Annotated in this window: 12 protein-coding genes; 10 read left to right on the plus strand and 2 right to left on the minus strand. The window is 67.3% G+C overall.

What is annotated here, in order from left to right; genetic code table 11:
• Positions 1 to 124 precede the first annotated feature (124 nt).
• Positions 125 to 2050, plus strand: coding sequence for a methyl-accepting chemotaxis protein (locus AC1DYP_RS19015; protein WP_477047652.1), 1926 nt, complete (start codon positions 125 to 127; stop codon positions 2048 to 2050).
• Positions 2051 to 2200: 150 nt separating this feature from the next.
• Here AC1DYP_RS19015 and AC1DYP_RS19020 read toward each other — a convergent pair whose 3' ends face one another.
• Positions 2201 to 2800 (minus strand): hypothetical protein, encoded by a 600-nt coding sequence (locus tag AC1DYP_RS19020; RefSeq protein ID WP_477047653.1) that lies wholly within the window; start codon positions 2798 to 2800, stop codon positions 2201 to 2203.
• A 204-nt stretch (positions 2801 to 3004) separates the two neighbouring features.
• On the minus strand, positions 3005 to 3727 hold the full coding sequence (locus tag AC1DYP_RS19025) for a LytTR family DNA-binding domain-containing protein (RefSeq protein WP_477047654.1): 723 nt from the start codon (positions 3725 to 3727) through the stop codon (positions 3005 to 3007).
• A gap of 157 nt (positions 3728 to 3884) precedes the next feature.
• Between AC1DYP_RS19025 and AC1DYP_RS19030 the strand changes: the two genes are divergently transcribed.
• From AC1DYP_RS19030 to AC1DYP_RS19070, 9 genes are all read left to right on the plus strand, one after another.
• Positions 3885 to 4442, plus strand: a complete 558-nt coding sequence (locus tag AC1DYP_RS19030; RefSeq protein WP_477047655.1) for a DUF2306 domain-containing protein — start codon at positions 3885 to 3887, stop codon at positions 4440 to 4442.
• A 70-nt stretch (positions 4443 to 4512) separates the two neighbouring features.
• The gene (locus tag AC1DYP_RS19035; RefSeq protein ID WP_477047656.1) at positions 4513 to 5235 is read left to right on the plus strand and encodes a TetR family transcriptional regulator; all 723 of its coding nucleotides are present in this window, start codon (positions 4513 to 4515) and stop codon (positions 5233 to 5235) included.
• A gap of 198 nt (positions 5236 to 5433) precedes the next feature.
• Positions 5434 to 7677: a TonB-dependent receptor gene (locus tag AC1DYP_RS19040; protein ID WP_477047657.1), complete on the plus strand. Its 2244-nt coding sequence runs from the start codon at positions 5434 to 5436 to the stop codon at positions 7675 to 7677.
• Positions 7678 to 7767: 90 nt separating this feature from the next.
• The gene (locus AC1DYP_RS19045; RefSeq protein ID WP_477047658.1) at positions 7768 to 9105 is read left to right on the plus strand and encodes a spinster family MFS transporter; all 1338 of its coding nucleotides are present in this window, start codon (positions 7768 to 7770) and stop codon (positions 9103 to 9105) included.
• A 75-nt stretch (positions 9106 to 9180) separates the two neighbouring features.
• Complete coding sequence (locus AC1DYP_RS19050) at positions 9181 to 12531, plus strand: glycosyltransferase (RefSeq protein WP_477047659.1); 3351 nt, start codon at positions 9181 to 9183, stop codon at positions 12529 to 12531.
• 271 nt (positions 12532 to 12802) lie between these two features.
• The gene (gene sucC / locus AC1DYP_RS19055; protein ID WP_477047660.1) at positions 12803 to 14002 is read left to right on the plus strand and encodes an ADP-forming succinate--CoA ligase subunit beta; all 1200 of its coding nucleotides are present in this window, start codon (positions 12803 to 12805) and stop codon (positions 14000 to 14002) included.
• Between the two features lie 5 nt (positions 14003 to 14007).
• Complete coding sequence (gene sucD, locus AC1DYP_RS19060; RefSeq protein ID WP_477032383.1) at positions 14008 to 14892, plus strand: succinate--CoA ligase subunit alpha; 885 nt, start codon at positions 14008 to 14010, stop codon at positions 14890 to 14892.
• Positions 14893 to 15063: 171 nt separating this feature from the next.
• The gene (locus AC1DYP_RS19065; protein WP_477047661.1) at positions 15064 to 18027 is read left to right on the plus strand and encodes a 2-oxoglutarate dehydrogenase E1 component; all 2964 of its coding nucleotides are present in this window, start codon (positions 15064 to 15066) and stop codon (positions 18025 to 18027) included.
• A 61-nt stretch (positions 18028 to 18088) separates the two neighbouring features.
• Positions 18089 to 18398 (plus strand): biotin/lipoyl-containing protein (locus tag AC1DYP_RS19070; RefSeq protein WP_477047662.1); only part of this gene is annotated, 310 nt, incomplete at its 3' end.

The following is an 18398-nucleotide window of genomic DNA, read 5'->3' on the forward strand; positions in this document are numbered from 1 at the left end:
GTACGGTTAATGTCGCGGAAACCCTGTCGCCCTCAATGGTTGACTGTGCGACGCGTGCTTCTGGCTACAGCTTAACTTTCCGTGGTCATGAAGTTCGCGTCGCGGTCCCATTTGGAGCGCGACCATGAACTTCGGCGACCTGAAAATTCCGCACAAGCTGTTGGCGGTTTTCGCGGTGATGCTCACCACCATCGCGATCATGGGCGCGGCGCTCTTCGTCAACCAGATGGAGTTCGAGGGTTCGGTCCGGCGCACGGAACGCGCCCATCAGGCGCTGCGCGCCGCCGACACCGCCGCCTTCCGCCTGACCCGTCAGGAGAACTCGCTGCGGGGCTTCCTGCTCTCGGGCGACGAGTACTACGTCAAGCGTCTGGAAGAGGCCCACAAGCCCAAGTTCCTGGCCGCCCTGGATGAGTTGCGGACCCTGGCGGCCGGCGACGAAGCCCAGCTGACCAGGATTTCGGCGGTCGACGCCGCCTACGCCGGCTACCGCAAGGCGGCCATCGAGCCGGGCGAGACCCTGGCCCGCGATCCGGCCACCCACCAGCAGGCCGTCGACCTGGTCAAGCACGACGGGATCGCCGACCAGACGGTCACGGTGGTCGAGGACGCCATCGACGCGATCGTCAAGGATTCGGAAGCCGTCGTCGCGGCCGAGGCGACCGCCCAGAAGAAGTCGTCGCTGGAAGCGCGCCTGACCCTGCTGATCGGCACCGCCATCGCCATCGCCATCGCCTTCGGCGGCGGGCTGCTGCTGTCCGGCGTCATCGCCGCGCCGGTGTCGGCCATGACCGCCGCCATGCGCCGCCTGGCCTCGGGCGACAACGGGGTCGGCATCCCCGCCGCCGGCCGCAAGGACGAGATCGGCCAGATGGCCGCCGCCGTGGCCACCTTCAAGGAAGCCGCCCTGGCCAAGCTCCGCCTGGAGGCCGTCGCCGAACAGACCCGCCTGGCGGCCGAAAGCGAGCGCGCCGCCAATGACGACGAGCGCCGCGTGGTCGCCGCCGAGCAGACCGCGGTGGTCGACGCCCTGGCCTCGAACCTGGCGCGACTGGCCCAGGGCGATCTGACCTGCGGCATCGACGCCGAATTCACCGGCCGCTATCGCCAGCTGCGCGAGGACTTCAACGTGGCGGTCGAGAAGCTGCGCGAGGCCATGGGGGCGATCATCGTCTCCACCAACGGGGTCCGCAGCGGTTCGGACGAGATCGCCGACGCCTCCGACAGCCTGGCGCGCCGCACCGAGCAGCAGGCCGCCAGCCTGGAAGAGACCGCCGCCGCCCTGGACGAGATCACCGCCACGGTCCGCAAGACCGCGTCCGGCGCCAAGGAGGCCTCCACCGTGGTCGCCACCGCCCGCACCGACGCCGAAAAGTCGGGCCGGATCGTCGCCCAGGCGGTCCAGGCCATGACCGAGATCGAGACCTCGTCGGCCCAGGTCAGCCAGATCATCGGCGTGATCGACGAGATCGCCTTCCAGACCAACCTGCTGGCCCTGAACGCCGGCGTCGAAGCCGCCCGTGCGGGTGACGCCGGCCGAGGCTTCGCGGTGGTGGCCCAGGAAGTCCGGGCCCTGGCCCAGCGTTCGGCCGAAGCGGCCAAGGAGATCAAGACCCTGATCTCGACCTCCACCCAGCAGGTCGGGGCCGGCGTGGACCTGGTCGGCCAGACCGGCGACGCCCTGCAGCGCATCGTCACCCAGGTGGCCTCGATCGACGAGCTGGTCACCGAGATCGCCGCCTCGGCGGTCGAGCAGTCGACGGGCCTGCACGAGGTCAACAACGCCGTGAACCAGATGGACCAGGTCGTGCAGCAGAACGCCGCGATGGTCGAGGAAGCCACGGCGGCCAGCCACTCGCTGAAGAACGAGGCCAATCAGCTGGCGGCCCTGGTCGACCGCTTCCAGGTCGGCGGCGCCGCGGCGGCTCCGGCCAAGCGCGCCCCCGCCGCCCGTCCGGCCGCGGCCCGCGCCGCGACCTTCGTCCGCCCCGGCGCGGCGCGTGGAAACACCGCCCTCGCGGCAAAGACCGACGAGTGGGAAGAGTTCTGATCGGCGTCCCCTCGACGATCGGATGAAGAAGGCTCCCCGGTGTCCCCGGGGGGCCTTTTTCTTGTAACTCGTGGTGGTCCCAGGCGGGGGACCGCCCAAGCCGACATGAGCTTCCGTTCCGATCTAGCGGATTTTGACAGGTACCTGACGCTAGGACTGAGATTTGGATTTTCGGTCGGGCGCAGTCAGCTCTCGTACGGTTCGCCTACGTTTCTTCGCGTCCTCGCGTACGGCTCTTCCCGCCGTCTTTCTTTCTTTGATTATTCGACGCTCAGATATCAGGGTTCCGAAGTGGGCGACCCCTTGATCTAGAAGATCTTGGCAATAATCCCATCTTTCAACGGCATTTCGCGTGGCTCCTGCATATTTTGGCAGACCGTGTTTCCAGTAGCTTGCCAAGAATTCAAGAGAATATCTGGCGTTTCTTGTGTAGTAATTAAATGACCATTCGCGAGCGGTTTTATCTTGAGGATATGCGATTGCATTATCTTCGATTAAACGAGCTAGGAAATCTCTTCCATGAGTAAACACTTGCTCTCTCTTGCCTGTTTTGTCGGCTAAGAACGCTGCTCTCCATAGCGAAAACGCGACCGCCAGCAGCTCTTGGGAGGCCCTCGATGCTGTCTTGGTCTTCCAAAACGCGGGATCTTCGTCAAAAAGCCTCAACAACTTCAGGCAGCATTCCTGATTGCGTGCTCTGCTACGGATCGCCCACTCGAGGTGGTCATGCTTGGTTACAGCCTGGCTCATCCCATCCCTCTTTCGTCAACCGGCCTAAGGCCAAGCTGTACAGGTGAGCTAGGAGGCGACCTGATCAGTCGTCAAGCTTGTGGGGGGGGCTTATTGCGATACTTTGGCGCGTGTTTGGCTGCAGGCGGCGTCGTCCCACCGCGCTAAAGCAAGCCTGAGGTTGTGCTGGGGAGGACGTGTCGCGAGGCGCCTCAATGTGCTCGCTCAGTACCAGCCCGCCTCGCGCAGCGTCCGGGCATAGGCCCGGCTGACTGGGGCCTCGACGCCGCTGGTCAGGGTCAGGACGGCGCGGCCGTCGCCGCGTTTGGCGTCGCGCACCGCCGCCTTGGCCACCCACCACGAGCGATGGGTCTGGGCGCCCTCGATGCCCTCCAGCTCGGCCACGGCGTCCGACAGCCGCAGCAGGATCAGGTCCTGGCCCTTGGAGGTGTGCAGGCGCAGATAGTGGTCCTCGGCCTGGACCGCGTAGAGCTCGCCGCCGCGCAGGCGAGGCGGCAGGCGTTCGAGGAAGCGCGGGGGCGGGGCCTCCGGCGGCGCGGCGTGAGTCTCGATCGGACGGCGGGTGGCCAGGGTCATCAGCGCCGTCATGCCGCTGGTCATCACCAGGGTGATGCCGAAATAGGTCGCCACGACGCGCGGGGTCAGGGGCGCGCGGCCGCCGGCGATCCAGACCAGCGTCGCGAACAGCGGCGTCAGCACCGCCACGATGATCAGGGCCCGCCACCAGGTCGCGTCCAGGCCGGGCCACAGCCGGCTGACGGCCAGGGCCGTGGTCGTGCCCAACACCGCGCCCAGGCTCGACAGGCCGATCCAATAGGCCAGGCGCGCGCCCAACAGCATGTCGAAGGTGCCCAGGGCGCCGATCAGCGCCAGGAACGCGCCGGCCGCGACGGCCACGACCAGCGGACGGACATAGCTCCGCAGCAAGGTGGTCGTTGGCGCTTCGCCAATGGCGCCGGCCCGCCGTTCACGAACTGCCGACGCTTTCTCACGCACCTTCGGATGACCCCTGTCGCCGTCGATCCTAAGCCGGATCCGACCTTGATCGCCCTAGCACGGCGCGATCGCTTCGGGAGAAAACAAGATGTCCGACACCAGCCTGTCAATCGGTCCGGCCCGCTTTCTGCGCATGGTGGTCGTCGGCCTGGCCGTCACCGTGGGCCTTATCCTGGCGGTGGGGGCGGCGCAAGGCCGTGGGCCGGCCGCGACCCTGGCCGGCTTCCTGCACCTGAAGGGCCAGATGCACGCGCCGAACTTCGGACTGCTGGCGGCCGCGCCGATCCAGATCCAGATCCACGTCGCGGCGGTCAGCACGGCCCTGGCGGTCGGGATCGCCCTGATGCTGGGCCTGAAGGGCAACACCGTCCACCGCACCCTGGGCTGGATCTGGGTGGTCGCCATGGCGACGGCGGCGATCTCGTCGCTGTTCATCCACCGCGCCAACGCCGGAAGCTTCAGCTTCCTGCACCTGTTCGCCGGCTGGACCCTGATCGCCCTGCCCATGGGGGTGTTCGCCGCCCGCAAGCACAATGTCCGCCTGCATGGTCGGACCATGACCGGCCTGTTCGTCGGCGGCCTGCTGATCGCCGGCGCCTTCGCCTTCCTGCCGGGCCGGCTGATGTGGCAGGTCGTGTTCGGCTAATACGCGCCGCGCTTGCCAGGCCCGCGATAGGAGGCCTACGAACGGTCAAGCAATGCGCGGACCACAGAGCATGACGTCGCAAGTTCGAGCCCCTCGCGCCCAGCCGGCCTCCCCTGTAAAGCCGGCCGGTCGCGGCCGCCCCGCCAAGGCCACGGGGCGGGACCTGAAGGAGACCATCCTCGACGCCGCCGAGGGCCTGTTCGCGCGTCACGGCTTCCACGGCGTCACCATCCGCCAGGTCGCGGCCGAGGCCGGCGTCGACACCGCCCTGATCCACTACTATTTCGGCGCCAAGCGCGAGCTGTTCGACTCGGTGTTCCTGCGCCGGGCCGAGATCCTCAACACCGCCCGCGGCCTGTCGATGGACGCCTACGAGAAGAGCCATCCCGGGACCATGACGGTCGAGGGGGTGATCGAGGCCTTCATCGAACCCCTGCTGCGCATCTCCCAGGACGGCGGCCAGGGGTGGAAGAGCTATTTCGCCCTGGTGGCCCAGGTGAACAACACCCCGGCCTGGGGCGGCGAGACCATGGCGCGGTTCTTCGACCCCGTGGTCCATCGGCTGGTCGAGACCCTGAAGGTGGTTCGTCCGGACGCCGAGTATCGCGACCTCTACTGGAGCTACCAGTTCCTGACCGGCTCGATGATGCTGGCCCTGTCGGAGACCGGCCGCATCGACTCGTTGTCCGAGGGGCTGTGCCATTCCAGCGACCTCGGCGCGGTGCGGGCCCGACTGTTCGCCTATTGCGCGGCGGGCTTCGAGGCGGTGATCGCCCGCGCGCCACAGGGCTGATTTCCCTATCTTCCCAAAGGCTTGTAACGTCTCACGCCTTCATTTCATCAGATGATGAAAAAAGGCTGGCGCAAACTCCCGGTCTGGGTGACAGTGTTATCCAATTCGCGAACGAATGAATTCGCGGAAGCCGGGAAATGCGTCCGTTCAACGGGCCGGTCCGGCACGGGACGGAACGCATAGGGGAGGGGAAACCCGATGAAAACGATGCTCAAGCTGGCGTTGCTGGCCGGCGCGGCCTGGTCGGCCGCCGCGACCACCGCGGTCGCTCAGGAAGCGTCCGCCGGCGCGAACTCCGCGCAGGTCGAGGAACTGGTCGTCACGGCCCGCCGCCGCGAGGAAACCCTCAAGGACGTGCCGGTCGCCGTCTCGGCCTTCACCGCCGAGACCCTGGAGCGCCAGGCCGCCAACGACATCACCACCCTGTCGCAGACCTCGCCGAACACCACGGTGCAGACCGCGCGGGGCTCGAACTCGACCCTGATCTCCTACATCCGCGGCATCGGCCAGCAGGATCCGCTGTGGGGCTACGAGCCCGGCGTCGGCCTCTATGTCGACGACGTCTACATCTACCGGCCGCAGGGCGCGGTGCTGGACGTGTTCGACGTCTCGCGGATCGAAGTGCTGCGCGGCCCGCAAGGCACGCTGTACGGCCGCAACACCATCGGCGGCGCGATCAAGTATGTGACCAACCGCCTGGGCGACGAGGCCGGCGGCAAGGTCCGCGCGACCTACGGCAGCTACAATCAGACCGACCTACTGGTCGAGGGCCACACGCCCGTGGCCGGCGGCCTGTCGGTCGGCGGCGCCTACGCCCTCTACAAGCGCGACGGCTACGGCAAGAACCTGACGACCGGCGCCGAGCACTATAACAAGGACGTCCAGGCCATCCGCCTGAGCGCCGAGTACCAGCCCACCGACGACCTGTTCTTCCGCCTGGCCTACGACAAGGTCGAGGACGACTCCAACCCCCGCCACGGCCACCGCGAACTGCCGGCCCTGGTCGGCAACTACCCGGTGCTGGACGTCTATGACACCCAGGCGGGCCTGGGCGACTCCAACTCGGTCGAGACCGAGGGCGTGTCGCTGACCGGCGAATATCACGCCACCGACAGCCTGACGCTGAAGTCGATCACCGCCAGCCGCAAGGGCCACACCACCACCGTCATCGACTTCGACGGCACGCCCGTGCCGACCCTCGACATTCCCGCCACCTACGACGACCGGTCGTTCTCGCAGGAACTGCAGGCGGTCTATTCGGACGAGACCGTCCAGGGCGTGTTCGGCCTCTACTACATGAACAGCCAGGCCTCGGGCGAGTTCGACACCATCGCCGGCAATCTGGGCGTCTCGATCGCCGACGGCGGCAAGGTCAGCACCCAGAGCTTCGCGGCCTTCTTCGACGCCAGCGCCAACTTCACCGACCGCTTCAAGGTCTCGGTCGGCGCCCGCGCCACCCGCGACCACAAGCGCAGCAACACCTTCCGCTATTTTTACCTCGGCGCCACGCGCTCGCCCTACCAGGGCGGCACGCCGCGGCCGATCCTGCAGGTGCGCACGGACTACGGCGCCACGAAGACCTTCTCGGAGTTCACCCCGCGCCTGTCGGCCTCGTACGAGCTGACCGACGACCTGAACACCTACGTCTCGTATTCGAAGGGCTTCAAGTCGGGCGGCTGGGACATGCGCGGCGACGCCTTCCTGACCCCGCAGACCGTCAACGGCTACAATCCCGAGACGGTGGACGCCTACGAAGTGGGCCTGAAGGGCAACCTGTTCGACCGGCGGCTGTCGTTCGCCTCGGCCGCCTTCCTGTCCAAGTACAAGGACCAGCAGGTCACCACCCAGGTGGTCGTGCCCTCGGGCATCGCCAGCTCGGTCGACAACGCCGGCGCCTCCACCCTGTACGGCGTCGAGTTCGAGGCCAAGGCGGCGTTCAGCCAGAACCTGTCGGGAACCGTGGCCCTGGGCTACATCCACGCCGAGTACGACACCTTCAGCCGCTTCGTCCCAGCCGGCGCGCCCAACCCCGTCAACCCATCGCAGACGATCCCGGCCGGCGGCCAGATCGTCAACGTGGCCGACCTCTACGGCTTCCAGAACACCCCCGAATGGACGGGCAATGTAAGCCTGACCTGGCGCGGGACCGTGGGCGGCGGCGAGCTGGCGATCACCCCGATGGTCAGCTATCGCGACGACTACCAGCAGTTCGAGCAGCCCCTGCCGCTGCTCGACCAGAAGGCCTTCACCCTGGTCGACCTGACGGCGAGCTGGGCTCCGGAGAACGGCCGCTTCAAGGTGCTGCTGGCCGGCAAGAACCTGACCGACGAGCGGTACCGCACCGGCGGCTACAACTTCGGCGTCCCGACCTACAACAACTCGGTGATCGGCTTCTACGGCCCGCCGCGCACCTATTCGGCGACGGTCGAGGTCAAGTTCTAACCTCTCCCCAACCTCGACTTCACGGCGGCGGCTTGCTGAAACGAGCCGCCGCCGTTTCTTTGTCCACTTCACGAATCGCGGCGGGATCCGATGAGCGACGCACAGACCTCCACCACCCCGGCCGCCGGCTCGCGATACCGCTATGTCGTGCTGGCCATGCTGATCCTGGTCTACACGCTCAACTTCCTGGACCGGCAGATCCTCGGCATCCTGGCCAAGCCCATCAAGGAGGAGTTCGGCCTCAGCGACGGCCAGTTCGGCCTGATGAGCGGCCTGGCCTTCGCCCTGCTCTATACGACCCTGGCGATCCCGATCGCCTGGCTGGCCGACCGCTTCAGCCGGGTGTGGATCATGACCACGGCCCTGACCCTGTGGAGCGGTTTCACCGCCCTGTGCGGCTTCGCCGGCGGATTCTCGGCGCTGTTCCTGGCCCGGATGGGCGTGGGCATCGGCGAGGCGGGCGGGGTGGCCCCGGCCTATTCGATGCTGGCCGACTATTTCCCCAAGCATCAGCGGGCCCGCGCCCTGGCGGCCTACGCGTTCGGCATCCCGCTGGGCACGGCGGCCGGGACCCTCGTGGGCGGCCTGCTGGCCGTGCACTTCGGCTGGCGGACGGCCTTCATCGTGGTGGGGCTGATCGGCGTGGCCCTGGCACCGATCTTCCGGCTGGTCGTGCGCGACCCGCGCCGGGGCGGGGCCGACATGGCCGTGGGCGACACCACCACCGTCCAGGCCCCGGCCGCGCCGCTGGGCGAGGTGGTCCGGGTGCTGGCCGCCAAGCCCAGCTTCTGGCTGCTGTCGTTCGGCGCGGCCTCGTCCTCGGTCTGCGGCTACGGCGTGGCGCTGTGGCTGCCGTCGTTCTTCATGCGCAGCCTGGGCCTGACCCTGCGCGAGACCGCCTGGTACTATTCCGGCATCGCCTTCTTCGGCGGCCTGATGGGCATCTGGCTGGGCGGGGCGGTGGCCGACCGGCTGGGCGCGAAGTCCAAGGCCGGCTATCCGCTGACCCCGGCGGTGGCCTTCCTGATCTCGGTGCCGTGCTTCCTGCTGGCCATGAACAGCGGCTCGCTGGTCGGCGGCTTGGGCGGAGAGGGGGGAGGCTTCGCGGCCCTGGCCCTGGCCTTCGCGATCTTCCTGATCCCCACCGGCCTGAACCTGGCGTGGCTGGGACCGATCACGGCGGCCGTCCAGCACCTGGCCCCCGCCCCGATGCGGACCACGGCCTCGGCCCTGTTCCTGCTGATCAACAACCTGCTGGGGATCGCGGTCGGCACCTATTATTTCGGCCTGGTCTCGGACCTGCTGAAGCCGGCGTTCGGCGCGGAGTCCCTGCGCTGGTCGATCTATACCGGCATGGGCTTCTACCTGGTCGCCGCCCTGCTGTTCTTTCTGGCCTCGCGGCGCCTGGCCAAGGATTGGGTCGAATAGGCGCACCCGCTAAAACGCCACCGTTCCGACACGTTCAGGTTACAAGAGCCCGCTGACGAACGCGGGACCGCGACCATGGGCAGTGACGACCGGCATATCTTCCACGACCCCACCGGGCGGCGGGACCGGCGGATGCGGCTGATCCTGGGGATCACCCTCTCGGCCCTGGCGGCCATCGTCGCGGCCTTCCTGGCCACCCTGGCCTTCGCCCCGCGCCTGCCGTCGGTGACCCTGAAGGACCCGCACGTCCTGTCGTCCCTGCACAAGGAGACGGCGCATCGGCTCAAGCCGAACCTCGACTGGCGCAAGGTGCCCCGGCCGACCGCCGCGACAGGCTCGGCCCAGGTCCGCCCGATCAGCGTCGGCTTCTATGTCAGTTGGGACGAGGACTCCCGCGAGTCCCTGCGCCGCAACATCGACAAGCTGGACGTGGTCTCGCCGCAGTGGGTGGCGCTGAGGGGCTCGGACGGCGACATCGCGCTGGACGACGACCCGCAGGGCGTGGCGCGGATCGCGGCCGCCCCCAACCATCCGGCCGTGCTGCCCCTGGTCCACAACTCGGCCAACGCCGCCTTCAACGGACCGCTGGGCGACGCCCTGCTGGCCGATCCCAAGGCGCGGGCCAGGCTGATCGCGGGCCTGGCCGACTTGGCGGTCAAGCGCGGCTACGGCGGCTATGTCTTCGACCTCGAGAACCTCTCGCCTAAGGGCCTGTCGAACTATCCCAAGCTGCTGGACGAGGCTCGGGCGGTGCTGAAGCCGCAGGGCCGCGAGGTCTGGGTCACCGCGCCGTTCGACGGACAGGACTGGCCGCTGAAGGCGCTGCAGGACGCGTCCGACACCCTGGTCCTGATGGCCTATGACCAGCACTACGGCGGCGGCGACGCCGGGCCCAACGCCGGCCAGGACTGGTACGAGGGCGAGCTGGCCAAGCGGTTCGCCAAGCTGGATCCCGCCCGCACGATCATGGCCCTGGGCGCCTACGGCTACGACTGGACCCTGAACAAGAACGGCAAGGCCGCCTCGGGTTCGCCGGTCACGTTCCATGAAGCCATGCGCAACGCCCAGGACGCCGACGCGACCATCGACATGGACGACGACGCCCTGAACCCGACTTACGACTATGTCGACGACAGCGGCGACAGCCACGAGGTCTGGTTCCTGGACGCCACGACCCTGTTCAACGAGATCAAGGTCACCGACGAATGGAAGCCGCGCGGCTACGGCCTGTGGCGGATGGGCATGGAGGATCCGGGCGTCTGGAGCGTGCTGGGCAAGCCCTACGGCCAGGCTTCGGCCGCCGGCCTGACCCACATTCCCAGCGGGACCAGCGTCGATTTCGACGGCGGCGGCGAGGTGCTGCGCGTCGAAGGCCTGCCCAGCCCCGGCAAGCGGACCCTGGAGTTCGATCCCGACACCGGCTTGATCGCCGACCAGGCCTACACGACCCTGCCCAGCTCGTACGTGATCCAGCGCTACGGCCAGAAGCCGGGCCTGGTGGCCCTGACCTTCGACGATGGTCCCGACGCGCGCTGGACGCCCAAGATCCTCGACATCCTCAAGAAGAAGAACGCCCCGGCCACCTTCTTCGTGATCGGCGAGAACATGCAGACCCGGCCCGACCTGGTGAAGCGCGAGGTCGCCGAGGGCCACGACGTGGGCAGCCACACCTGGACCCACCCCAATATCGGCGAGACCCCGATCGCCCAGACCGACGTCGAGCTGAACGCCACCCAGCGCCTGTTCGAGGTGATCACCGGCCGCTCGATGCGCCTATTCCGGCCGCCGTTCTTCGGCGACGCCGAGCCGTCGACCCCGCACGAGGTGGCCCCGCTCGTGATCGCCCAGACCCTGGGCTACCTGGTCGTGGGCCTGCGGATCGACCCCGACGACTGGCAGAAGCCGACGCCGCAGACGATCATCGACCGCACCCTGGAGCGCCTGGACCATCCCGGCGACCGGCCGGGGCAGGTGGTGCTGCTGCACGACGCCGGCGGCGACCGCTCGCGCACGGTGGCCGCCCTGCCGGGCCTGATCGACGCCATCCGCGCGCGCGGCTACCGGCTGGTCACGGTCGGCGAGCTGGCCGGCATGAGCCCGGCCCAGGTGATGCCGATCAGCGACCGCGACCCGGTGGCCTTGGGGCTGGACCGCGTCGGTTTTGGATTGTTCCGTACACTGAAGATGCTGCTGACCGGCCTGTTCCTGACCGCCATCGCCCTGGGCCTGGCGCGGCTGGTGTTCCTGGCGGGCCTGGCCCTGGTCCACCGCTGGACGCACCAGAGCCCCGAGAACCTGGATCCCGAGACCGGTCCGCTGGTCAGCGTGCTGATCCCCTGCTTCAACGAGGAGAAGGTTATCGCCGCCTCGGTGGCGCGGATCCTGGAGTCCGAGTGGCGCAACGTCGAGGTCCTGGTCCTCGACGACGGCTCCAAGGACAACACCGCCGACGAGGTGCGCCGCGCCCACGGCGACAATCCGCGCGTGACGCTGCTGAGCTTCGAGAACGGCGGCAAGGCGCGTGCGGTCAATCGCGGCCTGGCCGTGGCCAAGGGCGAATACGTGGTGGCCCTGGACGCCGACACGCTGTTCCCGCCCAAGACCATCGGCCGCCTCGTGCGCTGGTTCCAGGACCCGACGATCGGGGCCGTGGCCGGCAACGCCATCGTCGGCAACCGGGTGAACATGGTCACCCGCTGGCAGGCCCTGGAATATGTCACCGCGCAGAACCTGGAGCGCCGCGCCCTGGCGACCCTGGGCGCGGTGACGGTCGTCCCGGGCGCGGTCGGGGCCTGGCGCAAGAGCGTGCTCGACGACCTGGGCGGCTATCCGGCCGACACCCTGGCCGAGGACCAGGACCTGACCATCGCGTGCCAGCGGGCGGGCTGGAAGGTGGCCTTCGATCCCTCGGCCCAGGCCTTCACCGAGGCCCCCGACACCGTGGGCGGCCTGCTTAAGCAGCGCTTCCGCTGGTCGTTCGGCACCCTGCAGTGCGTGTGGAAGCACCGCGCGGCGCTGTTCAATCCCAAGACCCCGGCCCTGGGCTTCGTGGCCCTGCCGCAGATCTGGCTGTTCCAGATCCTGCTGGCCATGGCCGCCCCGCTCGTCGACCTGGCGGTGGTCTGGAGCCTGATCTCGGGTCTCTACGGCGTGATCGCCCACCCGGTGGAGTGGTCGCCCGACGACACGATCCGCGGCCTGCTCTACTGGGCGGTGTTCATCCTGGTCGACCTGTCGGCCGGCGCCCTGGGCATGGCGCTGGAGAAGCGCGCCCCGTGGGCCGACCTGCCGTACCTGCCGGTGCAGCGCTTCGGCTACCGGCAGCTGATGTACTACGTGGTGGTCAAATCGGTGCTGACCGCCGCGCGGGGCGGGCGCGTGGGCTGGGGAAAACTTGAGCGGCGAGCCACCGCGACGGTGAAGTGAGGGGGCATTCACGGTCGAGCCAGGGGCATGACAAGGCTGTCATTCGGCGTTGCGAGTGGTAGCGGTACCTTTTTTCGTGGCGAGGAAGGGTCGGCTTGACCCCTGGGAACTCAGCGTTCGGTGAAAAAGTCCAAGTAGTTCCGGGGTTGCGCCAGTTAGGCCCACTTTTTCAGATAGGCGGAACAATCGGTCCAAGCGCGGTTGCGCCTGCGAAATCACGCTCCTATAACCCGGCCACAATTTCAGAAGCCGTCGTCGAGACCGGTCCCTCATGAACATCCACGAACACCAAGCCAAAGCCGTCCTCGCTGAGTTCGGCGCTCCAGTTCCGCGCGGTTACGCCGCCTTCACGCCAGAAGAAGCCGTTGCCGCCGCTGAAAAGCTGGGCGGACCGGTGTTCGTCGTGAAGTCCCAGATCCACGCCGGTGGCCGTGGCAAGGGCAAGTTCGAGGGCCTGGGCCCCGACGCCAAGGGCGGCGTCCGCGTCGTCAAGTCGGTCGCCGACGTCAAGGCTTCTGCCGAGGAAATGCTCGGCCGCGTGCTGGTGACCCACCAGACCGGCCCCAAGGGCAAGCAGGTCAACCGCCTCTACATCGAAGAAGGCGCGGCGATCGCCAAGGAATTCTACCTGTCGCTGCTGGTCGACCGCGAGACCTCGATGGTTTCGGTGGTCGCCTCGACCGAAGGCGGCATGGACATCGAGGACGTGGCCCACGCCACTCCCGAAAAGATCCATAGCTTCTCGATCGATCCGGCGACCGGCGTGTGGCCGACCCACGCCCGCGCCCTGGCCAAGGCCCTGGGCCTGACCGGCGGCTTGGCCAAGGAAGCCGCGACCCTGCTGGGTCAGCTCTACACGGCGTTCCTGGCCAAGGACATGGCCATGCTGGAGATCAACCCGCTGATCGTCACGGAAGACGATCACCTGAAGGTTTTGGACGCCAAGCTGTCGTTCGACGGCAACTCGCTGTTCCGCCACCCGGACATCCGCGCCCTGCGCGACGAGAGCGAAGAAGACCCCAAGGAAATCGAAGCCTCGAAGTACGACCTGGCCTACATCGCCCTGGAAGGCGAAATCGGCTGCATGGTCAACGGCGCGGGCCTGGCCATGGCCACCATGGACATCATCAAGCTGTACGGCGCCGAGCCGGCCAACTTCCTGGATGTCGGCGGCGGCGCCAGCAAGGAGAAGGTCACCGCGGCCTTCAAGATCATCACCTCCGACCCGTCCGTGAAGGGCATCCTGGTCAACATCTTCGGCGGCATCATGCGCTGCGACATCATCGCGGAAGGCGTCATCGCCGCCGTGAAGGAAGTGGGCCTGAAGGTTCCGCTGGTCGTGCGCCTGGAAGGCACCAACGTCGAACTCGGCAAGAAAATCATTTCGGAAAGCGGCCTGAACGTCATCGCCGCCAACGACCTGTCGGACGGGGCCGAGAAGATCGTCGCCGCTGTCAAAGGGGCTGCGTAACTCTCATGTCCATCCTCATCGGTTCTGAAACCAAGGTCATCTGCCAGGGCATCACCGGCGCCCAGGGCACGTTCCACTCGGAACAGGCGATCGCCTACGGCACCAAGATGGTCGGCGGCGTCACCCCGGGCAAAGGCGGCCAGACCCACATCGGCCTGCCGGTGTTCGACACGGTCGGCGAAGCCCGCGAAGTCACCGGCGCCGACGCCACCGCGATCTACGTCCCGCCGCCCTTCGCGGCCGACTCGATCCTGGAAGCCATCGACGCGGAAATCCCGCTGATCATCTGCATCACCGAAGGCATCCCGGTGCTGGACATGGTCAAGGTGAAGAAGGCCCTGCAAGGCAGCAAGTCGCGCCTGATCGGCCCGAACTGCCCCGGCGTCCTGACCCCGAACCAGTGCAAGATCGGCATCATGCCGGGTTCGATCTTCTCGAACGGCTCGGTCGGCGTCGTCTCGCGCTCGGGCACCCTGACCTACGAAGCCGTGTTCCAGACCACGAACGCGGGCCTCGGCCAGACCACGGCCGTCGGCATCGGCGGCGACCCGGTCAAGGGCACCGAGTTCATCGACATCCTCGAGCTGTTCCTGGCCGACGAAGCCACCAAGTCGATCGTCATGATCGGCGAGATCGGCGGCTCGGCCGAGGAAGAAGCCGCCCAGTTCCTGGCGGACGAAGCCAAGCGCGGCCGCAAGAAGCCCATGGTTGGCTTCATCGCCGGCCGCACGGCCCCTCCCGGCCGTCACATGGGCCACGCCGGCGCGATCATCTCGGGCGGCAAGGGCGGCGCTGAAGACAAGATCGCCGCGATGGAAGCCGCGGGCATCCGTGTCTCGCCGTCGCCGGCCAAGCTGGGCGAGACCCTCCTCGAGGTGCTCAAAGGCTAATCACGACACCGAAACCCCGCCCCGCGCGGGGCCCAGGTTTTTTGCGACCGCCAGTCGACGATCCGAAAAAATCACCTGGGCCCCGTTCGTTATACGGGCGTCCGGTGATTGAGAGACTATATTTACGCAACGCGGTTAGCGGTGGCGTAAAAGGATCGTAAGGCAAAGACGATGGCGGACGACGCAGGCATCATCAATCAGGTCTTGACCGAGACCTCGTTCCTCTACGGCGCCAATGCGGCGTTCGTGGAAGATCTCTATGCCCGGTGGGCGGAGAACCCTGGATCGGTCGAGCCCTCTTGGGGCGCCTTCTTCGCCACGCTTTCGGACCAGGCCGACCAGGTCAAGCGCGCCGCGCAGGACCCGACCTGGACGCCTCGCCAGGCGCCGGTCGTCCGTCCCGAGTGGCTGTCGGCCCTCGACGGCCAGTGGCCGACCGTGGCCCCCGCCGTCGAAGCCAAGATGACCAAGGCCATCGAGGCCAAGGCTCCGGGCACGTCGGCCGAAGCCGTCCGCGCCGCCACGCTGGACAGCCTGCGCGCCATCATGATGATCCGGGCCTACCGGATGCGCGGCCACCTGGCCGCCAATCTCGACCCGCTGGGCCTTGAGCCCAAGACCTCGGCCCCCGAGCTGGATCCGTCGACCTACGGCTTCTCGGAAGCCGACTACGACCGCCCGATCTTCCTGGACTTCGTGCTGGGCATGGAGACCTCGACGATCCGCGAGATCCTGTCGATCCTGCGCCGCACCTACTGCGACAACGTCGGCGTGCAGTACATGCACATCTCGGATCCGACCGAGAAGGCCTGGCTGCAGGAGCGCATCGAGGGTCGCGACAAGGAAATCGTGTTCTCCAAGGAGGGCAAGGTCGCCATTCTCAAGAAGCTGATCGAGGCCGAGGGCTTCGAGCGCTTCCTGCACAAGCGCTTCCCAGGCACCAAGCGCTTCGGTCTGGACGGCGGCGAGGCCTGCATCCCCGCGCTGGAACAGATCATCAAGCGCGGCGGCGCGCTGGGCGTGAAGGAAATCGTCATCGGCATGCCGCACCGCGGCCGTCTGAACACCCTGGCCGCCGTGATGGGCAAGCCCTACCACGTGATCTTCCACGAATTCCAAGGCGGCTCGTCGGTGCCCTCGGACATCGAGGGTTCGGGCGACGTGAAGTACCACATGGGCGCTTCGTCGGACCGCGAGTTCGACGACAACAAGGTCCACCTGTCGCTGACCGCCAACCCGTCGCACCTGGAAATCGTCAATCCGGTGGTGATCGGCAAGGCCCGCGCCAAGCAGGCGTTCACCCTGCGCGAGCAGCCGGACGCCGGCCGCGGCCACGTGCTGCCGCTGCTGCTCCACGGCGACGCGGCCTTCGCGGGCCAGGGCGTCGTGGCCGAGTGCTTCACCCTGTCGGGCCTGAAGGGCTACCGCACGGGCGGCACCATCCACTTCATCGTCAACAACCAGATCGGCTTCACGACCAGCCCGCGCTATTCGCGCAGCTCGCCCTATCCGTCGGACGTGGCGCTGATGGTCGAAGCCCCGATCTTCCACGTCAACGGCGACGACCCCGAAGCCGTGGTCTTCGCGGCCAAGGTCGCCACCGAATATCGCCAGATGTTCGGCAAGGACGTGGTCATCGACATGTTCTGCTATCGCCGGTTCGGTCACAACGAAGGTGACGACCCGACGATGACCTCGCCCTTGATGTACGCCAAGATCAAGGACCACATCTCGACCCGCGAACTCTACAGCCAGCGCCTGGTCGGCGAGGGCGTCGCCACCCAGGGCGAAGTCGACGGCTGGGTCAGCGAGTTCGAGACCTTCCTCGACAACGAGTTCGAAGCCGGCAAGGGCTACAAGGCCAACAAGGCCGACTGGCTGGACGGCAAGTGGAAGGGCCTGGCCCTGCCCGGCGACGAAGAGCGCAAGGGCAAGACCGACGTCGCCAAGACCCGGCTGCTGGAGATCGGTCGCCAGATCACGACCATTCCGGACCGCATCAACGCCCACAAGACCGTCAAGCGCGTGATCGAGAACCGCCGCGAGGCGATCGAAAAGGGCGAGAACATCGACTGGGGCACCGCCGAGCACCTGGCGTTCGCCACCCTGCTCGACGAGGGCTTCCCCGTCCGCCTGTCCGGCCAGGACAGCGTGCGCGGCACCTTCACCCAGCGCCATTCGGACATCATCGACCAGACGACCGAAGAGCACTACACGCCGCTGAACAATATCCGCCCCGGCCAGGCCCACTACGAGGTCATCGACTCGGCTCTGTCGGAAGAGGCGGTGCTGGGCTTCGAGTACGGTTTCTCGCTGGCCGACCCGAACACCATGACCCTGTGGGAAGGCCAGTTCGGCGACTTCGTGAACGGCGCCCAGGTGGTCATCGACCAGTTCATCAGCTCGGGCGAGCGCAAGTGGCTGCGGATGAGCGGCCTGACCATGCTGCTGCCGCACGGCTACGAAGGACAGGGCCCCGAGCACAGCTCGGCGCGCCTCGAGCGCTTCCTGCAGTCGTGCGCGGAAGACAACATGCAGGTGGTCAACTGCACGACCCCGGCCAACTACTTCCACGCCCTGCGCCGCCAGATGCACCGCGAGTTCCGCAAGCCCTTGATCGTCATGACGCCCAAGAGCCTGCTGCGTCACAAGAAGGCGGTCTCGAACCTGGCCGACATGGCCGAGGGCTCCAGCTTCCACCGCGTGATGATCGACGGCGCCGAAGCCGGTTGCGACGTCGGTGGGATTCAGCTGAAGAGCGACGACAAGATCACCCGCGTCATCGCCTGCTCGGGCAAGGTCTATTTCGACCTGATCGACGCCCGGGCCAAGGCCGGCCGCGACGACGTCTACATCGTGCGCCTGGAGCAGTTCTATCCGTGGCCTCTGAAGTCGGTGCTGGCCGTGCTCGGAAGGTTCAAGAACGCCGAACTCGTTTGGTGTCAGGAAGAACCCAAGAACATGGGCGGCTGGACCTTTGTCGATCCGTGGCTGGAGCTCAGCCTGGCCAAGCTCGACGTGAAGGCCAAGCGCGCCCGCTACGTCGGCCGTCCGGCTTCGGCCTCCACGGCCGCCGGCATGATGAGCCGCCACATGAAAGAACTCGAGACCTTCCTGAACGAAGCCTTCGCCTGATCGCTTCGCTCAGATCCTGAACTGAACCCGCCGGACCAAACAAGAGACATCGGAACCCCACATGGCCGACATCATGACCCCCGCCCTCGGCGAATCCGTTACCGAAGCGACGGTGGCCCGCTGGACCAAGAAGGCCGGGGAGGCGGTGAAGAAGGACGAACTGCTCGTCGAGCTGGAAACCGACAAGGTCAGCCTTGAAGTCGTGGCTCCGGCCGACGGCGTCCTGGCCTCGATCTCCGCCGAGGAAGGCGCGACCGTGGTGCCCGGCACGGTGCTGGGCGTGGTGACCGAAGGCGGCGCCGCTACCGCCGCTCCGGCCGCTCCGGCCGCCGCCGCTGCTCCGGCCCCCGCGCCGGCCCCCGCTGCGGCCC

Source organism: Caulobacter sp. P1_D6 (assembly GCF_056406095.1).